The 17,659-nt window shown below is 66.4% G+C and carries 17 protein-coding genes; 6 read left to right on the plus strand and 11 right to left on the minus strand.

Features of this window, described 5'->3' with window-relative positions:
* Nucleotides 1–13: 13 nt before the first annotated feature.
* Nucleotides 14–982 carry an ABC transporter substrate-binding protein gene (locus ACEI37_RS23805; protein WP_373378424.1) on the minus strand — a complete coding sequence of 323 codons (969 nt, stop codon included), beginning with the start codon at nucleotides 980–982 and terminating at the stop codon, nucleotides 14–16.
* A gap of 312 nt (nucleotides 983–1,294) precedes the next feature.
* Nucleotides 1,295–2,323, minus strand: a complete 1,029-nt coding sequence (locus ACEI37_RS23810; protein WP_373378425.1) for an NAD-dependent epimerase/dehydratase family protein — start codon at nucleotides 2,321–2,323, stop codon at nucleotides 1,295–1,297.
* A 9-nt stretch (nucleotides 2,324–2,332) separates the two neighbouring features.
* Between ACEI37_RS23810 and ACEI37_RS23815 the strand changes: the two genes are divergently transcribed.
* Complete coding sequence (locus ACEI37_RS23815) at nucleotides 2,333–3,391, plus strand: CDP-6-deoxy-delta-3,4-glucoseen reductase (RefSeq protein WP_373378426.1); 1,059 nt, start codon at nucleotides 2,333–2,335, stop codon at nucleotides 3,389–3,391.
* A 280-nt stretch (nucleotides 3,392–3,671) separates the two neighbouring features.
* On the plus strand, nucleotides 3,672–4,859 hold the full coding sequence (locus tag ACEI37_RS23820; protein ID WP_062801612.1) for an acetylornithine transaminase: 1,188 nt from the start codon (nucleotides 3,672–3,674) through the stop codon (nucleotides 4,857–4,859).
* A 250-nt stretch (nucleotides 4,860–5,109) separates the two neighbouring features.
* On the opposite strand, the gene ACEI37_RS23825 is transcribed toward ACEI37_RS23820, so the two are convergent.
* From ACEI37_RS23825 to ACEI37_RS23855, 7 genes are all read right to left on the minus strand, one after another.
* Nucleotides 5,110–5,826 carry an ABC transporter ATP-binding protein gene (locus ACEI37_RS23825; protein WP_116337749.1) on the minus strand — a complete coding sequence of 239 codons (717 nt, stop codon included), beginning with the start codon at nucleotides 5,824–5,826 and terminating at the stop codon, nucleotides 5,110–5,112.
* 32 nt (nucleotides 5,827–5,858) lie between these two features.
* Nucleotides 5,859–6,635, minus strand: coding sequence for an ABC transporter ATP-binding protein (locus ACEI37_RS23830; RefSeq protein ID WP_062801615.1), 777 nt, complete (start codon nucleotides 6,633–6,635; stop codon nucleotides 5,859–5,861).
* Nucleotides 6,636–6,648: 13 nt separating this feature from the next.
* A complete protein-coding gene (locus ACEI37_RS23835) occupies nucleotides 6,649–7,806 on the minus strand; it encodes an ABC transporter ATP-binding protein (RefSeq protein ID WP_373378427.1) in 1,158 nt (385 codons plus the stop codon).
* Between the two features lie 13 nt (nucleotides 7,807–7,819).
* Nucleotides 7,820–8,755, minus strand: a complete 936-nt coding sequence (locus tag ACEI37_RS23840) for a branched-chain amino acid ABC transporter permease (protein WP_062801617.1) — start codon at nucleotides 8,753–8,755, stop codon at nucleotides 7,820–7,822.
* 212 nt (nucleotides 8,756–8,967) lie between these two features.
* Nucleotides 8,968–10,179 carry a branched-chain amino acid ABC transporter substrate-binding protein gene (locus ACEI37_RS23845; RefSeq protein WP_373378428.1) on the minus strand — a complete coding sequence of 404 codons (1,212 nt, stop codon included), beginning with the start codon at nucleotides 10,177–10,179 and terminating at the stop codon, nucleotides 8,968–8,970.
* A 558-nt stretch (nucleotides 10,180–10,737) separates the two neighbouring features.
* A complete protein-coding gene (ispH, locus tag ACEI37_RS23850; protein WP_373378429.1) occupies nucleotides 10,738–11,703 on the minus strand; it encodes a 4-hydroxy-3-methylbut-2-enyl diphosphate reductase in 966 nt (321 codons plus the stop codon).
* 35 nt (nucleotides 11,704–11,738) lie between these two features.
* Nucleotides 11,739–12,227 carry a peptidylprolyl isomerase gene (locus tag ACEI37_RS23855; protein WP_012353738.1) on the minus strand — a complete coding sequence of 163 codons (489 nt, stop codon included), beginning with the start codon at nucleotides 12,225–12,227 and terminating at the stop codon, nucleotides 11,739–11,741.
* 102 nt (nucleotides 12,228–12,329) lie between these two features.
* Between ACEI37_RS23855 and radC the strand changes: the two genes are divergently transcribed.
* The 4 genes from radC to nadB all read left to right on the plus strand — a co-directional run bounded on the left by radC (nucleotide 12,330) and on the right by nadB (nucleotide 15,393).
* Nucleotides 12,330–13,016, plus strand: coding sequence for a DNA repair protein RadC (radC, locus tag ACEI37_RS23860; RefSeq protein WP_373378430.1), 687 nt, complete (start codon nucleotides 12,330–12,332; stop codon nucleotides 13,014–13,016).
* A 190-nt stretch (nucleotides 13,017–13,206) separates the two neighbouring features.
* The gene (gene rpmB / locus ACEI37_RS23865; RefSeq protein ID WP_006575661.1) at nucleotides 13,207–13,440 is read left to right on the plus strand and encodes a 50S ribosomal protein L28; all 234 of its coding nucleotides are present in this window, start codon (nucleotides 13,207–13,209) and stop codon (nucleotides 13,438–13,440) included.
* Nucleotides 13,441–13,453: 13 nt separating this feature from the next.
* Nucleotides 13,454–13,624, plus strand: a complete 171-nt coding sequence (gene rpmG, locus ACEI37_RS23870; RefSeq protein WP_010814980.1) for a 50S ribosomal protein L33 — start codon at nucleotides 13,454–13,456, stop codon at nucleotides 13,622–13,624.
* 176 nt (nucleotides 13,625–13,800) lie between these two features.
* Complete coding sequence (gene nadB / locus ACEI37_RS23875; RefSeq protein ID WP_373378431.1) at nucleotides 13,801–15,393, plus strand: L-aspartate oxidase; 1,593 nt, start codon at nucleotides 13,801–13,803, stop codon at nucleotides 15,391–15,393.
* A 154-nt stretch (nucleotides 15,394–15,547) separates the two neighbouring features.
* On the opposite strand, the gene nadC is transcribed toward nadB, so the two are convergent.
* Together nadC and nadA are read right to left on the minus strand one after the other, a co-directional pair.
* Nucleotides 15,548–16,411 (minus strand): carboxylating nicotinate-nucleotide diphosphorylase, encoded by an 864-nt coding sequence (gene nadC, locus ACEI37_RS23880; RefSeq protein ID WP_373378432.1) that lies wholly within the window; start codon nucleotides 16,409–16,411, stop codon nucleotides 15,548–15,550.
* A complete protein-coding gene (gene nadA / locus ACEI37_RS23885) occupies nucleotides 16,408–17,562 on the minus strand; it encodes a quinolinate synthase NadA (RefSeq protein ID WP_373378433.1) in 1,155 nt (384 codons plus the stop codon). The genes nadC and nadA overlap by 4 nt, the downstream gene beginning before the upstream one ends.
* Nucleotides 17,563–17,659 lie beyond the last annotated feature (97 nt).

Here is a 17,659-nt window from a genome sequence, read left to right on the forward strand (position 1 = left end):
GAGAGCTGCCGGGTTACTTGAGGAAACGCGCGTCGTACAGCTTGGTCACGTCCGGCACCTGGCGGATCACGCCGATGTCGAGCAGCACCGCGGCGGCCTCCTTGCTGAAGCTGGCGAGCTCGCCCTCGAAGAATTTCTTGTTGGCCTCGCGGTCCTGCCAGCGCAGGTAGGCCGACGACTTGGCGAACTGCTCGCCGGTCTGCTTGACCGCCGCGCCCATGATGTCGTTGGCCTTGGCCGGCTCCTTGCGGATCATCTCGAGCGCCTCGAAGTAACTGTCGACCAGCGCCTGCGCGGCCTTGGGATTGTCCTTGAGCCACTTGGGCGCGCAGCCCAGCGTGTCGGTCACCATCGGATAGTCGAGCGTGGTGGCCAGGATCTTGCCCTTGTCCGGGTTCTGGCGCACCGTCGACAGGTACGGCTCATAGGTCATGGCGCCGTCGTTCTGCCCGGCGACGAAGGCCTGCGCCGCCGCCTGCGGCGACAGCGTGGTGGTCTTGACGTCCTTGAGCGACATGCCGTTCTTCTTCAGCATCCAGGCCAGCCCGAAGTAAGGGGCAGTGCCCGGCGCATCGACGCCGATGGTCTTGCCCTTCAGGTCCGCAAAGCTCTTGACGTCGGCGCGCACGGCCAGGCCGTCGGCGCCGTAGGACTTGTCGAGCTGCACGATCTGGGTGATGGGCACGCCATTGGCGTTCCAGGCCACATGGGTTTCCACGGTGGTGGCCGCGCACTGGATTGCACCGGAGGCCAGCGCCAGGTGCCGGTCCTTCTGCGGGATCATCTTGATGTCGACGTCGACGCCGTTCTTCTTGAAGATGCCTGCCTTGTCGGCCAGCGTCAGCGGCGCGAAGCCGGTCCAGCCGCTCATGCCCAGCGTCACCGGGGTGTTCTGCGCCTGCGCAGCGCCGGCCGCCAGGGCCGCGGCCAGCATTGCCGCCTGCACTGCCACCCGACCGCGAAACCTGCTTGGATTCCTCATCTGTACGCTCCTTTGGTGTGTCCGTCGACGGCAGGCCATGCGTGTGGCCGTGCTCGTTTTCGGGCATTAGACAATGCCTGTATATACAAGTCAACGTAGGGCTTCCACCAAGCAACCAGGCGGTTAATCGCCCTAAAAAGCGCATTTCAGCGGGGAATCCGCTTCAGGCGACGCACCGCCCTGGTACCGGGCGTGAACTGCCGGCACCAGTCAGGGGCGTGAAAAGTGTTGCTGTATAGACAGGGACCAGAAGACGCCGTGGGGCAGCAAGCCCCGTGCCAGCGGCACAGGAACCGTCACGCTGAGGAGGAATCAGCCGAAGAAGTCGGCGACGGTGGGATAGCGCAGCCGCAGGCGCAGTTCGCGCTTGAGGCGGCGGTTGTCGAGCCGGCGCGACTCGCTCATGAAGCTAAGCAGGGTCTTGTCGATCACCTGGAGCGCCTCGCCGCGCGTGATGCGCGGCGGGCGCGGCAGGCCGCGGCGCTCGGCGACGAGGTCGAAATAGTCCGCCATGCGCAGCTCGGTATCGTCGCTGGCGTGGACCACGCGCTGCGGGCGGCCGCGGAACAGCGCCGCCACCATGATGCGGGCGAGGTCGTCGGCATGGATATGGCTGGTGTAGACGTCGTCCTGCGGCACCAGTGCCGGCGTGCCGCGCTTGAGCCGCGCCAGCGGCAGGCGGTCCTCGGCGTAGATGCCGGGGATGCGCACCACGCTGGCGCGCCAGCCGGCGTCGCGGCCGAATGCGCGCACCGCCTGCTCCGCCGCGACGCGGCGGCGCGCGCGCGCGGTCTGCGGCCGCACCGCATGGAATTCGGCCACGCGCGCGCCCTGCCGGTCACCGTAGACGCCGGTGGTGCTGGCGTAGACAAACGCAGCGCGGGGCCGGGTACGGTCGGGTAGAATGGCGGGCTCGCCGGGCAGCATGCCGGCAGGCGTGCTGGCACGGCGCGCTGCGGTCCGGCGCCATGCGGTCCGGCGCAATGCGGCGAGCAGTGCACCCGTGCGCGGATCGCCTTCGCCCTGCCCGGGCGGCGGCGCCAGGTCCAGCACCCGCGTGGCCAGCCCGCGCAGCCGTGCCAGTGTGGCCGGCCGGTCCAGGTCCGCCACCAGCGGCACCGCGCCGGCGGCACGCAGTTCGGCGCGGCGTGCCGGCTGCGAGGTCACGGCGAAGACCCGCATGCGCGACGACAGGATTCGCAGGCAGCGCGTCCCCACATCCCCGCAGCCGACGATCAGCAGGCGCGGGCGGCCCAGCCGGCGCGATGGCGTGGGCAGCCGCGAAGGTTGCGGTGGTTGCGGGAACCGCGCGGGCTGCAGCTTCGACAGAATTTGGCTCATAGACCGATTATGGCTTATCAAGTAACCGTCATGCCCAGCGGCCACAAGTTTGAAGTGGCCGCGGACGAAACCATCCTCGGCGCGGCCCTGCGCCACAGCATCGGGCTGCCCTACGGCTGCAAGAACGGCGCCTGCGGTTCGTGCAAGGGCCGCGTGCTCGAAGGCAGCATCGTGCAGGGCGACCATGCCCCGTCGGCGCTGACCGCGCAGGAAAAGACCGAGGGCCGCGCGCTGTTCTGCTGCGCCAATGCGACCTCGGACATCACCATCGAATGCCGCGAGGTCCACGGCGCCGGCGACATCCCGATCAAGAAGGTGCCGTGCCGCGTCACTACGCTGGAGCGCCTGGCCGACGACGTGATCGCAATCAAGCTGCAGCTGCCGGCGACCGAGCGCATGCAGTACCTGGCCGGCCAGTACGTCGAATTCCTGCTGCGCGACGGCAAGCGCCGCAGCTATTCGATCGCCACGCCGCCGCACGAGGACGGCCCGATCGAACTGCATATCCGCCATATGCCTGGCGGCGCCTTCACCGACTACGTGTTCGGCGCGAAGGAAGGCCAGCCGGCCATGAAGGAGCGCGACATCCTGCGCTTCGAAGGCCCGCTGGGCAGCTTCTTCCTGCGCGAGGAATCGGAAGCGCCGATCATCCTGCTGGCGTCCGGCACCGGCTTCGCGCCGATCAAGGCCATCGTCGAGCATGCCGCCTACACCGGCATCCAGCGCCCGATGACGCTGTACTGGGGCGGCCGCCGGCCCAAGGACCTGTACATGCATGCGCTGGCCGAGCAGTGGGCGCGCGACCTGCCCAACTTCCGGTACGTGCCGGTGGTCTCCGACGCGCTGCCGGAAGACAACTGGCAGGGCCGCACCGGCTTTGTCCACCAGGCCGTGATCGCCGACTTCCCCGACCTGTCGGGCCACGAGGTCTACGCCTGCGGCGCGCCGGTGATGATCAACGCCGCGCGCAGCGACTTCACGCGCCAGTGCAAGCTGCACGAAGACGCGTTCTTCGCCGACTCGTTCACCTCCGAGGCCGACCTGCACGCGGCCCCGCCGGCGGCCTGAGCGCCGTCCGCGTGCCGTTCCGCCAGCGCAACAATGCCCGGGCCCGCCAAAATTCGTTTTGACACCCGGGCCCGTGCGCCTTATATTTGCCCGCATGCACACGACCTTCAACCGACGCCGCAGCTTCCGTACGTCGCTCCCCGCTGGGGTGCCGCGCGGCTGACCGTCGACTGCGTCTGTTCATGTCAACGAGCCACGGGCAACCCCCGTGGCTTTTTGTTTTGGTTGCGTCTTGCGCGCCCGTCCGTCCATCGTTACACGCCGACCCCTGGAGTCCGCCATGGCATTTGCTGAGTATCCCGTCCAATCCCTGATGTACATCACCAACCGCCCCGAACTCGTGTTCACCGAAGGCAAGGGCTCCTGGCTGACGGATCACAACGGCAAGCGCTACCTGGACTTCGTGCAGGGCTGGGCGGTGAACTGCCTGGGCCATTCCAACCAGGGCATGATCGACGCGCTGGTGGCCCAGTCGCACAAGCTGATCAACCCCAGCCCGGCGTTCTACAACGAGCCGATGCTGAAGCTGGCCAAGCAGCTGACCGACCACAGCTGCTTCGACAAGGTCTTCTTCGCCAACAGCGGCGCCGAGGCCAACGAAGGCGCGATCAAGCTGGCGCGCAAATGGGGCCGCAAGCACAAGGACGGGGCCTTCGAGATCATCACCATGGACCACAGCTTCCATGGCCGCACCCTCGCCACCATGAGCGCGTCGGGCAAGGCCGGCTGGGACACCATCTTCGCGCCGCAGGTGCCCGGCTTCCCGCGCGCCGAGCTCAACGACCTGGCCTCGGTCGAGCAGCTGATCACCGACAAGACCGTCGGCATCATGCTCGAGCCGGTGCAGGGCGAAGGCGGCGTGATCCCCGCCACGCGCGAGTTCATGCAGGGCCTGCGCGCGCTTGCCGACAAGCACAAGCTGCTGCTGATCGTCGATGAAGTGCAGGCCGGCTGCGGCCGCTGCGGCACGCTGTTCGCCTACGAGCTGGCGGGCGTCGAGCCGGACATCATGACGCTGGGCAAGGGCATCGGCGGCGGCGTGCCGCTGTCGGCCCTGCTGTGCAAGGCCGAGGTCGCCAGCTTCGAGGCCGGCGACCAGGGCGGCACCTACAACGGCAACCCGCTGATGACCGCGGTCGGCAGCGCCGTGATCGAGCAGCTGACCGCGCCGGGCTTCCTGGACGAGGTCAAGGCCAAGGGCGACTACCTGAAGGAGCAGCTGCTGGCGCTGTCGGCCGAATTCGGCCTCGGCGGCGAACGCGGCGAAGGCCTGCTGCGCGCGCTGCTGCTGGGCAAGGACATCGGCCCGCAGCTGGTGGAAGAAGCGCGCGACATGGGCCCGCAAGGCCTGCTGCTGAACGCGCCGCGCCCCAACCTGCTGCGCTTCATGCCGGCGCTGAACGTCACGCGCGAAGAGATCGACCAGATGATCGGCATGCTGCGCACGCTGCTGAAGAAGCTGGCCTGATCCTCCCGGGTATCCGCACACGGCAAAAAGCCTCGCATTGCGCGAGGCTTTTTTGCTTTGCGGCCGGATCCCGGACCCGCGCCGCAGAGGAGTGAGGGAGAGGGCCAGCGCCGCAGAACCCGCGCAGGTGGCCGAAGCCTGTCCGCGCGGGGCCCCGCGGCAAGGGGAAAGGCCTTGCGCCTGCGAGCGCCCGCCCTCTCCCTCACCCCTCTTGCGGCAGCGGGGTGTCGGAGCCGGAGCGGCGCGCCGCTTACTCGCCCAGGTAGGCGGCCCGCACCTTGGGGTCGTCCAGCATCTGGCTGGCTTCCCCGCTCATGGTGATCAGGCCGGACTCCATCACGTAGCCGCGGTGCGCGGCCTGCAGCGCCAGGCGCGCGTTCTGCTCGACCAGCAGCACGGTCACTCCCTGCGCCGAGATATCGCGCACGACCTCGAAGATCTTCTCCACCATGATCGGCGACAGGCCCATCGACGGCTCGTCCAGCAGCAGCACCTTGGGCTGGCTCATCAGCGCGCGCGCCATCGCCAGCATCTGCTGCTCGCCCCCGGACATGGTGCCCGCCAGCTGGTTGGCGCGCTCCTTCAGCCGCGGGAAGATGCCGAACATGCGCTCGACGTCGGCCTTGATGCCGGCCTCGTCGTTGCGCGTGTAGGCGCCCATCTGCAGGTTCTCGGTGATGGTCATGCGCGCGAACACGCCGCGGCCTTCCGGCACCATCGCCAGCCCCTGCTTGAGCAGCGCGTAGCTGGGCACGCCCTTGATCGACTTGCCCATGTATTCCACGTCGCCGCCGGCCCAGCCCTGGAGGCCGGTGATGGCCTTCATGGTGGTGGTCTTGCCGGCGCCGTTGGCGCCGATCAGCGTGACCAGCTCGCCGTCGCGGATTTCCAGGTCGATGCCCTTGACGGCCTGGATGCCGCCGTAGGCAACCTTCAGGCCGGAGATCTTCAGTACTGTCTGTTTCATTGCAGGCTGATTCATTACGTCCGCTCCCGCCATCAGTGCGCCGAGGTGCCGAGGTAGGCCTCGATCACCGCGGGGTTGTTCTGCACCTCGTGCGGCAGGCCCTGGGCAATCACCTTGCCGTAGTCCAGCACCGTCAGGCGGTTGCACAGCCCCATCACCAGCTTCACGTCGTGCTCGATCAGCAGGATGGTCTTGCCATCGTTCTTGATCTTGTCGAGCAGGCCGCGCAGCTCGACCTTCTCGGTCGCATTCATGCCGGCGGCCGGCTCGTCCAGCGCCAGCAGCTTGGGCTCGGTCGCCAGCGCGCGCGCGATCTCGAGCCGGCGCTGGTGGCCGTACGACAGGTTGCGCGCGGTGAAGTTGGCGTACTTGCCGATGCCGACGTAGTCGAGCAGGTCATGCGCCATGTCTTCGATGCCCTCTTCCTCGCGCCGCACCGAGGGCGGGCGGAAGATCGCGCCGAACACGCCGGCCTTGGAGCGCACGTGGCGCCCGACCATCACGTTTTCGAGCGCGGTCATGTCGCCGAACAGGCGGATGTTCTGGAACGTGCGCGCAATGCCGGCCTTGGCCACCTCGTGCACGGCGGTCGGCTGGTAGGGCTTCCCGCCCAGCACGAACTCGCCCGAATCCGGGGTGTAGAGGCCGGTGATCACGTTGAAGAACGTGGTCTTGCCGGCGCCGTTGGGGCCGATCAGCCCGTAGATCTCGCCCGGCTTGATCTGCAGGCCGACATCGGACAGCGCCTGCAGGCCACCGAAACGCTTGTTGACCCCCTGTACCGACAGGAGGAAATCGTTGTTGCTCATGTCTTCCTCCGGTTTAGAGACGGCCGATACTGCCCGCGCGGCGCACCACCGGGCGGTCTTCCTTGCGCGGCGACGGCCAGATGCCGGCCGGGCGGTACAGCATCACGCCGACCAGCGCCAGGCCGAACAGCAGCTGGCGCAGCACCTCGGCATCGACGATCACCTGGCCGAACAGGCCGGTCTGCATCGGCTCGGCGACCACGCGCAGCAGTTCCTGGAAGCCCACCAGCAGCACGCCGCCCAGGATCACGCCCGGGATATGGCCCATGCCGCCCAGCACCACGATCGCCAGCACGTAGATCGACTCCCACAGCGTGAACGATTCCGGCGAGACGAAGCCCTGGAACGCGCCGAACACCGCGCCCGACGCGCCGCCGAACGACGCGCCCATGGCGAACGCCAGCAGCTTGATATTGCGGGTGTTGATGCCCATCGCCTTGGCGGCGATCTCGTCTTCGCGGATGGCAACCCAGGCGCGGCCGATGCGCGAGGTCTGCAGGCGCAGGCACACGAACACGATCACGATCACCAGGAACACCAGCAGGTAGTAGTACATGAACACCGGCGTGAACTTGAGCCCGAAGATCTCGTGCGACTTCGAGAAATCGAAGCCGAAGATATGCACGGGGTCGACCGCGGTGATGCCCTTGGGACCGTTGGTGATGTTCACCGGGCGGTCCAGGTTGTTCATGAAGATGCGGATGATCTCGCCGAAGCCCAACGTGACGATGGCCAGGTAGTCGCCGCGCAGCTTGAGCGTCGGCGCCCCCAACAGCACGCCAAAAGTGGCGGCCACCAGGATCGCCAGCGGCAGCACGAACCACATCGACAAGTGGATGCCGGTCGGGAACAGCTGCTGGATCCACTCGAACTGGTTCGCCAGGTGCGGCGAGCCGAGCAGCGCCATCATGTAGGCGCCCACCGCGTAGAACGCGATATAGCCCAGGTCGAGCAGGCCGGCAAAGCCCACCACGATATTCAGGCCCAGCGCCAGCATGATGTACAGCAGCGCGAAGTCCAGCACGCGGACCCAGTAGTTGCCGCCCAGGGTCTGGACGATGAACGGTGCGCACAGCGCGACCACCAGGAAGCCAATCAGTGCGGCCAGGGTCTTGGCCGGCACCTTGGTCGGTGCCGCGACGGCGGCCGTGGATGGAATCGGGGTATTCATGGATTCGCTCTCCTCAGGCGCGATCCGCCACGCGTTCGCCCATGATGCCGGACGGACGGAAGACGAGCACGGTGATCAGTACGATGAAGGCAAAGACGTCCTGGTAGTTCGAGCCGAACACGCCATTGGTCAGGTCGCCGATATAGCCGGCGCCGAGCGCCTCGATCAGGCCCAGCAGCATGCCGCCGACCATGGCGCCCGCGAGGTTGCCGATGCCGCCCAGCACCGCGGCGGTAAACGCCTTCAGGCCTGGAATGAAACCCATGTAGAAGTGGGCGTTGCCGTAGTTGGTGGCCATCATCACGCCGGCCAGCGCGGCCAGCGTCGCGCCGATCATGAAGGTGGCGGAAATGACGAAATTGGGGTTCACGCCCATCAGGCCGGCGACCTTCTGGTTCTCGGCGGTGGCGCGCATGGCGCGGCCGAGCTTGGTGCGGTTGACCAGGGCCAGCAGGCCCGACATCACCATCACGGCCATGCCGATGATGACCATCTCCTTGCCGGTGATGGTGGCGCCGGTGGCGCCGATATCGATCGGTTCCGACGGCAGCAGCTGCGGGAAGGTCAGCGGGTTGCGCGACCAGATCAGCATGCCCATCGTCTGCAGGATGATGGAAACCCCGATCGCGGTGATCAGCGGGGCCAGCCGTGGCGCATTGCGCAAGGGCCGGTAGGCGACCCGCTCGATCGAATAGGACAGGATCGCGCAGACCGGCATGGCGATCAGCGTGGCGATCACCAGCGTCAGCCATTCAGGCAGGCCGGGGGCGAACTTCTGCAATCCGAGGATGGCTGACAGGGCGGTCAGCGCGCCGATCATCAGCACGTCGCCGTGGGCGAAGTTGATGATGCCGAGAATGCCGTAGACCATGGTGTAGCCCAGTGCGATCAGCGCATAGATGCTGCCGAGCACCAGACCGTTCACGATCTGCTGGATAAAGATATCCATGAAAACTCCTGCTTCAGTCCCTGACCTTACGGCATGGTGTGGATGCCGGGGGGACCATGGTGTGTGATGGGTAACGTTGCGGTGGTTGCTTTGCTGGTGAGCGGCCTGCCCTGCTCCATCCATGGTAAGGATGCTTCTACATTAGGCGAGGCTAAAAAGAACGGCACCGCAAAATACTCACGGTGCCGTTCGGATGGGCCGGTAAGCCCAGATTACATCTTCACGACGTCGAGGACGGACTTCTTCTTGTCCTTGTACTCGTACAGCGTGATGGTGCCTTCCTTCATGTCGCCCTTCTCGTCGAAGGCGATATTGCCGATCACGCCCTTGTAGTTGGTCTTGGGCATTTCGGCCAGGATGGCAGCCGGTTCGGTCGAGTTGGCGCGCTTCATGGCATCGACGACGACCATCACCGCGTCATACGTGAACGGCGCGTAGATCTGCACCGGCGCGTTGAAGCGGGCCTGGTAGCGCTTGTCGAAGTCGGCGCCCTGCTCCATGCGCGACAGGGCCAGGCCTGCCTCGGAGCAGATGATGTTGGTCACGGCATCGCCCGCCAGCTCGGCCACCTTGTCGGTGCAGACGCCGTCGCCGCCGACGATCTTGGCGCCGATGCCCAGTTCCTTGGCCTGCTTGGCGAACGGGCCGCCGGTGGCGTCCATGCCGCCGTACATGATCACGTCGGGCTTCTTGCCCTTGATCTTGGTCAGGATGGCCTTGAAGTCGGTGGCCTTGTCGTTGGTGGCTTCACGCGCAACCACGTTCACGCCGGCGGCCTTGGCGGTCTTCTCGAACTCGTCGGCCAGGCCCTTGCCGTAGGCGGTGGCATCGTCGACGATCGCCACGCTCTTGGCGTTCAGGGTCTTGGCGGCGTAGTTGGCCAGCGCCGGGCCCTGCTGGGCATCGGTGGCCACCACGCGGTAGGTGGTCTTGAAGCCCTGCTTGGTGTAGTCCGGGTTGGTCGACGACGGCGAGATCTGCACGATACCGGCATCGCTGTAGATCTTCGACGCCGGGATCGACACGCCCGAGTTCAGGTGGCCGACCACGGCCACGACCTTGGCGTCGACCAGCTTCTGCGCCACGGCGGTGCCGGTCTTCGGGTCGGCGGCATCGTCTTCGCCGACCAGTTCCAGCTTGACCTTCTTGCCACCGACTTCCAGGCCGGACTTGTTGACTTCTTCCACGGCCAGGCGGGCGCCGTTTTCGTTGTCCTTGCCAAGGTGCGCGATGCCGCCGGTCAGCGGGGCCGCGTGGCCGATCTTGACGACGGTCTCGCCGCCACCGGCCGCGGGCGCTGCGGGAGCCGCGGCTGCCGGCGCCGAAGAGGCCGGATCCGCCGGCTGTTCTTCCTTCTTGCCGCAAGCTGCGACCAGCGCCACTGCGGCCGCGATCGGCAGAATCTTGGCAAACGTGATTTGCATGAGTGATCTCCTAGGATTCACAAAAACAGGGATTTGCAACGCCTCCCGGACGTTTCCCTGGACCGCCGTTGTTTAGTTTCAATTTGAAACGCGCGCATTGTATCCCCTTTCTTAGTCGATGCAATACGCGACGCAACATCCTTGACCATTTACCGCGCATTTGAGCTAGGGAATTTCCCCAATGCACAGATTGCGGCAATTCCCGCTCACATGACGCGGCCGCCCCTTCACCTTACAAGAACCGTGCCTGCGGCGCCCCAGGCGGCAAGGAAGCAGCGCCGGCACCACCTATAATGCATCATTATTAATTAGGCGTTTCATTTAATTAGAGTGGTGCTTCTCTCTAATGTGCAGAATGTAGCGCCGCACCATAATAGGGAAAACCCCAGCTTCGGGGATTACCCTGATTAGCGCCAGGCACGAATGGCGGGCGCCCCCGGCACCAGCAGCGAGCATTAATTCCCAGGCGGGCAGGGGCAGAAACAAAAAGGGGCGCCGCATCAGCGGCGCCCCTTTATCAGGCCAGGCATTCAGTCGGCGGGCGACCCCGCGCCGCGTTCAGGCGGCTGCGCTGGTGGGCAGCAGCCCGCGCGGCAGCGGGAACGCCATGTTTTCCTCGATGCCCTCGAGCGGGCGCACCTGGCGCGCACCCAGTTCGCGCAGGCGCTCGACGATGGACTGGGCCAGTGCTTCCGGCGCCGAGGCCCCGGCGGTCAGGCCGATGCGGCGCTTGCCGGCGACCCATTCCGGGCGCACCTGCTCGGGCGCGTCGACCATATAGGCCGGCACGCCCAGGCGCTCGGCCAGCTCGCGCAGTCGGTTGGAGTTGGAACTGTTGGGACTGCCGACCACGATCACCACCTCCACCTGCGGCGCCATGAACTTCACCGCGTCCTGGCGGTTTTGCGTGGCATAGCAGATGTCCTGCTTCTTGGGTTCGCGGATTTCCGGGAAGCGGGCCTTGAGCGCGGCCACGATCTCGCGGGTCTCGTCCACCGACAGCGTGGTCTGGGTGACGTAGGCCAGCCGCGACGGATCGGCGATCTGCAGTGTCTCGACGTCGCCGACCGACTCGACCAACACCATGCCGCCGTTGGCCTGGCCCATGGTGCCCTCGACCTCGGGGTGGCCGCGATGGCCGATCATCACGATCTCGCAGCCCTGCGCGCGCAGCTTGCTGACTTCGACATGCACCTTGGTCACCAGCGGACAGGTCGCATCGAAGACGTGCAGGCCGCGCCGGGCGGCGTCTTCGCGCACTTCGCGCGACACGCCATGGGCGCTGAAGATGACGGTGGCGCCGGCGGGCACCTCGTCGAGCTCGCCCACGAACACCGCGCCCTTGCGGCGCAGGTCGGCCACCACATAGGCGTTGTGGACGATTTCGTGGCGGACGTAGATGGGCGCGCCGAAGCGCTCAAGCGCGCGCTCGACGATCTCGATGGCGCGGTCCACGCCGGCGCAGAAGCCGCGCGGCTGGGCCATCAGGATTTCTGCGTCGGGGGCGGGGGTCAGGTCGGGCATGCTGCGGTATCCGGACAGGTTCGACGTGGCGACGTTCAGAGAATGCCGATCAGCTGCACGTCGAACAGGATGGTCTGCCCAGCCAGCGGATGGTTGAAGTCGAACAACGCGGCGGTCTCGCCGATCTCCTTGAGCACGCCGGCGTACTTGCCGCCGCCGGGCGCGTTGAACTCGACCAGGTCACCCGGGCTGTAGTCCTCTTCGAACGAGCTGTTCTCGCGCAGCGTGGCCAGCGACACCCACTGCAGCAGTTCGGCGTTGCGCGGGCCGAAGGCCTGCTCCGGCGCCAGGCGATAGGTCATGCGCTCGCCTTCGGGCATGCCCAGCAGCGCCTGCTCGAGCGTCGGCGCGAACTGGCCCTGGCCCAACAGCAGCGTGGCGGGCTTTTCTTCGAACGTACTGACGACCTCGGTGCCGTTCTCGAGCGCGATGCTGTAGTGCAGGGTCAGGAAGGAGTCGGCCTGGACAGTCTTGCGGCCAGCCGTGCCGCCGTCGGCTTCCGACGCGAAAGTTTGCAAATTCATGGGTGATCAACCAAGGAACAACCCGTATTGTATTCGACTGGCCCCTAGCCCGCCGCCCCAGGGCCTCAGGCCCTGTTCCCGACGCGACTACCCTGGATGCCCATGACCATTTCCAAATGGCCCGCCTGCGAGCGGCCCCGCGAGAAACTGCTGGAAAGCGGCGCTGCCGCCCTGTCTGATGCCGAACTGCTGGCTGTCCTGCTGCGCGTGGGCGCCGTCGGCAAAAGTGCCGTAGACCTCGCACGCGAGCTGCTGCACCGCTTCGGCTCGCTGACCGCGCTGTTCGCGGCCGACGGCGAGGCGCTGGCCGCCGTGCGCGGCATGGGCGCGGCCAAGTTCGCCCAGCTGCAGGCCATCCCCGAGCTGGCGCGGCGCGCGCTGGCCGAGTCGCTGCGGCTGCCGGCCGGCTTCAATTCGCCCGAGTCGGTGCGCAGCTACCTGCGCCTGACCCTGGCTCCGCTGCAGCACGAGGTCTTCATGTGCCTGTTCCTGGATCCCGGCAACCGCATGGTCGCCAGCGAGGAGCTGTTCCGGGGCACGCTGACGCGGACTTCGGTCTATCCGCGCGAGGTCGCGCGCCAGGCGCTGGCGCATAACGCGGCCGGCATCATCGTCGCGCACAACCATCCGCGCGGCACCACGGCGCCCAGCCAGAGCGACATCCACCTGACGCGCGAACTGGCGCGCACGCTCGACCTGATCGACGTGCGCCTGCTGGACCATTTCATCGTAGCCGGGCACGAAATCCGCTCGCTGGCGGAATCCTGCGAGCGCCTGCCCGGGCTGTGACGCCTACGGCACCACAGGCGCGGGGCTGCAACACTGCCGGCGCCGGAGCGCAGAAAGCATTGATTCGCTGGGGGAATCCGGTCTATAATGCCCGTTTTGCTGAAGTCTCAACCGCTGCAGTCCGGGCCCGCGCGCCTTTTGTTGATCTGTTGCGAACATTGTCCACGAATAGAAGATTTAGGAGTGCTTCATGGCACGCGTCTGTCAAGTGACCGGGAAAGCGCCGATGGTCGGCAACAACGTTTCCCACGCAAACAACAAGACCAAGCGCCGTTTTCTGCCCAACCTGCAGAATCGTCGTTTCTTCGTTGAATCCGAAAACCGCTGGGTGAGCCTGCGCGTCTCGAACGCCGGCCTGCGCCTGATCGACAAGAAAGGCATCGACTCCGTGCTCGCCGACCTGCGCGCACGCGGCGAAGTCTAATTAGGAGTACATCATGGCAAGCAAGGGCGGCCGCGACAAGATCAAGCTGGAATCGACCGCAGGTACCGGTCACTTCTACACCACCACCAAGAACAAGCGCACCATGCCGGAAAAGATGGAGATCATGAAGTTCGATCCCGTCGCCCGCAAGCACGTCGCTTACAAGGAAACCAAGATCAAGTAATTGATCCGGTCTCCCGCCAGAAAGCCCCGCCCTGCCGCGGGGCTTTTTGTTGCCCGTCGATATTGCGCGCCGATAGCACATCGGCCCTGCGGACTGATGCACGGGAAGGCGCGCCGGGTGTAGACTTTGCCGTTTCCCCCATCTGCCAAGCGCCCTGCCGGCGCTCTCCTTGCACCATGAATTTCGACGTCGCCATCGTCGGCAGCGGCCTGGCCGGCCTTACGGTCGCATTGCAACTGGCCGACACCCACCGGGTGGCCATCCTCAGCAAGCGCGCCATGACCCAGGGCGCCAGCGACTGGGCGCAGGGCGGCATTGCCGCGGTGCTGGATTCCGGCGACAGTCACGACGAGCACACCCAGGACACGCTCGTCGCCGGTGCTGGGCTGTGCGATGAAGAGGCCACGCGCTTTATCGTGGAGCATGGGCGCGAGGCGATCCAGTGGCTGATCGACCGCGGCGTGCCGTTCACCCGCGACGCGCAGGCCGAGCTGGGTTTCCACCTGACGCGCGAAGGCGGCCATAGCCGCCGGCGCATCATCCACGCCGCCGACGCCACCGGCCACGCCGTGGTCAGCACGCTGCTGCAGCAGGCCACGCAGCACCCGAACATCACCATCCTGGAAGACCACTTCGCGATCGACCTGATCACGTCGCGCAAGATGGGGCTGCCGGGCAACCGCTGCTTTGGCCTTTACGTGCTGGACGACCGCACCGGGGCGGTGCACACCATCACCGCCACGCACACCGTGCTGGCCGCCGGCGGTGCGGGCAAGGTCTACCTCTACACCACCAACCCGGACACGGCCACCGGCGACGGCATCGCCATGGCCTGGCGCGCGGGCTGCCGGGTGTCGAACATGGAATTCATCCAGTTCCACCCCACCTGCCTGTACCACCCTTATGCCAAGTCCTTCCTGATCTCCGAAGCGGTGCGCGGCGAGGGCGGCTTGCTCAAGCTGCCCGACGGCACTCGCTTCATGCCCGAACATGACGAACGCGCCGAACTGGCGCCGCGCGACGTGGTGGCGCGCGCGATCGACTTCGAAATGAAGAAGCGCGGGCTGGACTGCGTCTATCTCGATATCACGCACCAGCCCGAGGCCTTCCTGAAGGAACACTTCCCGACCATCCATGCGCGGTGCCTGGAGCTGGGCATCGATATCACGCGCGAGCCGATTCCGGTGGTGCCGGCGGCGCACTACACCTGCGGCGGCGTGGTGACGGACACCATGGGGCGCACCGATATCGGCGGCCTCTACGCCGTGGGCGAGACCGCCTGCACCGGCCTGCACGGCGCCAACCGGCTGGCTTCGAACTCGCTGCTCGAATGCATGGTGATCGGCCGCGCCGCCGCCGAAGACATCGCCTCGCAGGACAAGGCCGGCGCGCCCAATATCACGCTGCCGGCGTGGGACGAGAGCCGTGTCTCCGATGCCGACGAAGAAGTCGTGGTATCGCACAACTGGGACGAGCTGCGCCGCATGATGTGGAACTACGTCGGCATCGTTCGCACCAGCAAGCGCCTGGAACGCGCGCAGCATCGCATCGTGCTGCTGCGCGAGGAGATTGCCGAGTATTACGCCAACTTCCGGGTCACCACCGACCTGCTGGAATTGCGCAACCTGGTCGAAGTGGCTTCGCTGATCGTGGACAGCGCCTATTCGCGGCATGAAAGCCGCGGGCTGCATTTCAGCCGGGACTATCCGGATTCATTGCCCAAGGCGCTGCCGACGGTGATGCAGCCGCCCGCAGTTCGTAAGCGCTGAGGCGCCAGTCCAACCGATTGCGCGCTCCCTCTCCCGCTTGCGGGAGAGGGTTGGGGTGAGGGCCGGAGCCTCAACGAAGTGAAACGCCTCGGTATGCCAGCGCCTGCCCTCACCCCCTGCCCCTCTCCCGCACGCGGGAGAGGGGAGCACACCATCAGCCGATGATCCGCAGCGAGTAATCCGTCGCGCGCACGTCCTTGGTCAGCGCACCCACCGAGATCCGGTCGACGCCGGTTTCGGCAAAGGTGCGGATGGTGTCGGCATTGACGCCACCCGATACTTCGAGCAGCGCCCTGCCCTGGTTGATCTTCACCGCGTCCTGCATCATCGGCACGGTGAAGTTGTCGATCAGCACCGACGTGGCACCGGCCGCCAGCGCTTGCTCCAGTTCGGCCAGGCTTTCGACCTCGATCTGCACCGACGCCTGCGTATCGAGCGCCAGCGCCGCCCGCATCGCCGCGCCGATGCTGCCGGCCGCGGCGATATGGTTTTCCTTGATCAGGATGCCGTCATACAGCGCCAGGCGCTGGTTCTCCCCGCCGCCGATGCGCACCGCGTACTTCTGCGCCAGGCGCAGACCGGGCAGCGTCTTGCGCGTGTCCAGCACGCGCGCACGGGTGCCGGCGATCAGGTCGGCGTAGCGGCGCGTGGCAGTGGCCACGCCGGACAGCAGCTGCAGGAAATTCAGCGACGGACGTTCGGCGGTCAGCAGCGAGCGCGCCGGGCCAGCGATCTCGCAAACCACGGAATCTGGTGCCATGCGTGCGCCCTCTTGCTGCAGCCAGCGCACTTGCAGCGCCGGGTCGACCGCACGCATGCACGCGTCGAACCACGGCTGTCCGCACAGCACCGCCGACTCGCGCACGATCACGCGCGCGTGCGCGGCCTTGTCCGCCGGCACCAGCAGGCCGGTCAGGTCGCCGCTGCCGACATCCTCAGCGATGGCGGCCTGCACATTGGCTTGCAGCGCTGCCTGCAGCGCCGGACCGTAGCTATCGAAAATCGGGTTCACGCTCATGCCGGGCCGATCCCCTGGAACAACGCCTGTTCCTGCGCCAGGTCGGACGACGGACGCACATTGCGCTTCTGCGCGGCGGCGAAGTCGAGCATGCGGTTGATGCAGGTCACCGCCTTGACGCCGATGGCCGGGTCGACGTGGATCTCGTTGCGGCCGGTTTCCAGCACCTCGGCCAGGTTGGTCAGCGCATTCATCGCCATCCACGGGCAGTGCGCGCAGCTCTTGCACGTCGCGCTGTTGCCGGCGGTGGGCGCCTCGATGAAGTGCTTGCCCGGCGCGGCCATGCGCATCTTGTGCAGGATGCCGTTGTCGGTGGCGACGATGAATTCGGTCGCGTCCAGCTTCTGCGCAGCTTCGATCAGCTGCGAGGTGGAGCCGACCACGTCGGCCTGCGCCACCACGTTTTCCGGCGATTCCGGGTGCACCAGGATCTTGGCTTTGGGGAATTCGCGGCGCAGCAGGTCCAGCTCGATGCCCTTGAATTCGTCGTGCACCAGGCACGAGCCCTGCCACAGCAGCATGTCGGCGCCGGTCTGCTTCTGGATATAGCTGCCCAGGTGCTTGTCCGGTGCCCACAGGATCTTCTTGCCCTGCGCGTGCAGGTGCTCGACGATCTTCAGGCCGATGCTGGAGGTCACCATCCAGTCCGCGCGCGCCTTCACCGCGGCGCTGGTGTTGGCGTAGACCACCACGGTGCGATCCGGGTGCGCATCGCAGAAGGCGGCGAACTCGTCGGCCGGGCAGCCCAGGTCGAGCGAGCAGGTCGCGTCGAGGTCAGGCATCAGCACGGTCTTCTCGGGGCTGAGGATCTTGGCGGTCTCGCCCATGAAGCGCACGCCGGCCACGACCAGCGTCCTGGCTTCGTGGTCACGGCCGAAGCGGGCCATTTCGAGCGAGTCGGAGACACAGCCGCCGGTTTCCTCGGCGAGGTCCTGCAGGTCGGCGTCGACGTAGTAGTGCGCCACCAGCACCGCGTTGCGCTCCTTCAGCAAGCGGCGGATACGCGCCTTCAGCGACTGCCGCTCATCGGGCGACAGCACCGGCGGCACCTTGGCCCAGGCATGGGCCACGCAGCTGCCGCCAGCGGCGTTTTCGGCACCCGCCAGGTTCGGCTTCTCGAACTCGACGGTCTTGATCGATTGTGGGGTCATCTCCGGGTACTCCTCTAGACCTCCGCCAACAGGGTGCGGCCGGCCAGAACATGGGGGAGTTTATCTAAAACAAAAGCCCCGCCATGGGCGGGGCTTT

The organism is Cupriavidus nantongensis (assembly GCF_041726985.1).
Classification (GTDB): Bacteria; Pseudomonadota; Gammaproteobacteria; order Burkholderiales; family Burkholderiaceae; genus Cupriavidus; species Cupriavidus nantongensis_A.

Bases quoted from the DNA above. Each gene is read 5' to 3' on its own strand.
- ACEI37_RS23805 (WP_373378424.1), bottom strand. From the start codon at position 982: ATGAGGAATCCAAGCAGGTTTCGCGGTCGGGTGGCAGTGCAGGCGGCA.
- ACEI37_RS23810 (WP_373378425.1), bottom strand. From the start codon at position 2,323: ATGAGCCAAATTCTGTCGAAGCTGCAGCCCGCGCGGTTCCCGCAACCA.
- ACEI37_RS23815 (WP_373378426.1), top strand. From the start codon at position 2,333: ATGGCTTATCAAGTAACCGTCATGCCCAGCGGCCACAAGTTTGAAGTG.
- ACEI37_RS23820 (WP_062801612.1), top strand. From the start codon at position 3,672: ATGGCATTTGCTGAGTATCCCGTCCAATCCCTGATGTACATCACCAAC.
- ACEI37_RS23825 (WP_116337749.1), bottom strand. From the start codon at position 5,826: ATGAAACAGACAGTACTGAAGATCTCCGGCCTGAAGGTTGCCTACGGC.
- ACEI37_RS23830 (WP_062801615.1), bottom strand. From the start codon at position 6,635: ATGAGCAACAACGATTTCCTCCTGTCGGTACAGGGGGTCAACAAGCGT.
- ACEI37_RS23835 (WP_373378427.1), bottom strand. From the start codon at position 7,806: ATGAATACCCCGATTCCATCCACGGCCGCCGTCGCGGCACCGACCAAG.
- ACEI37_RS23840 (WP_062801617.1), bottom strand. From the start codon at position 8,755: ATGGATATCTTTATCCAGCAGATCGTGAACGGTCTGGTGCTCGGCAGC.
- ACEI37_RS23845 (WP_373378428.1), bottom strand. From the start codon at position 10,179: ATGCAAATCACGTTTGCCAAGATTCTGCCGATCGCGGCCGCAGTGGCG.
- ispH (WP_373378429.1), bottom strand. From the start codon at position 11,703: ATGCCCGACCTGACCCCCGCCCCCGACGCAGAAATCCTGATGGCCCAG.
- ACEI37_RS23855 (WP_012353738.1), bottom strand. From the start codon at position 12,227: ATGAATTTGCAAACTTTCGCGTCGGAAGCCGACGGCGGCACGGCTGGC.
- radC (WP_373378430.1), top strand. From the start codon at position 12,330: ATGACCATTTCCAAATGGCCCGCCTGCGAGCGGCCCCGCGAGAAACTG.
- rpmB (WP_006575661.1), top strand. From the start codon at position 13,207: ATGGCACGCGTCTGTCAAGTGACCGGGAAAGCGCCGATGGTCGGCAAC.
- rpmG (WP_010814980.1), top strand. From the start codon at position 13,454: ATGGCAAGCAAGGGCGGCCGCGACAAGATCAAGCTGGAATCGACCGCA.
- nadB (WP_373378431.1), top strand. From the start codon at position 13,801: ATGAATTTCGACGTCGCCATCGTCGGCAGCGGCCTGGCCGGCCTTACG.
- nadC (WP_373378432.1), bottom strand. From the start codon at position 16,411: ATGAGCGTGAACCCGATTTTCGATAGCTACGGTCCGGCGCTGCAGGCA.
- nadA (WP_373378433.1), bottom strand. From the start codon at position 17,562: ATGACCCCACAATCGATCAAGACCGTCGAGTTCGAGAAGCCGAACCTG.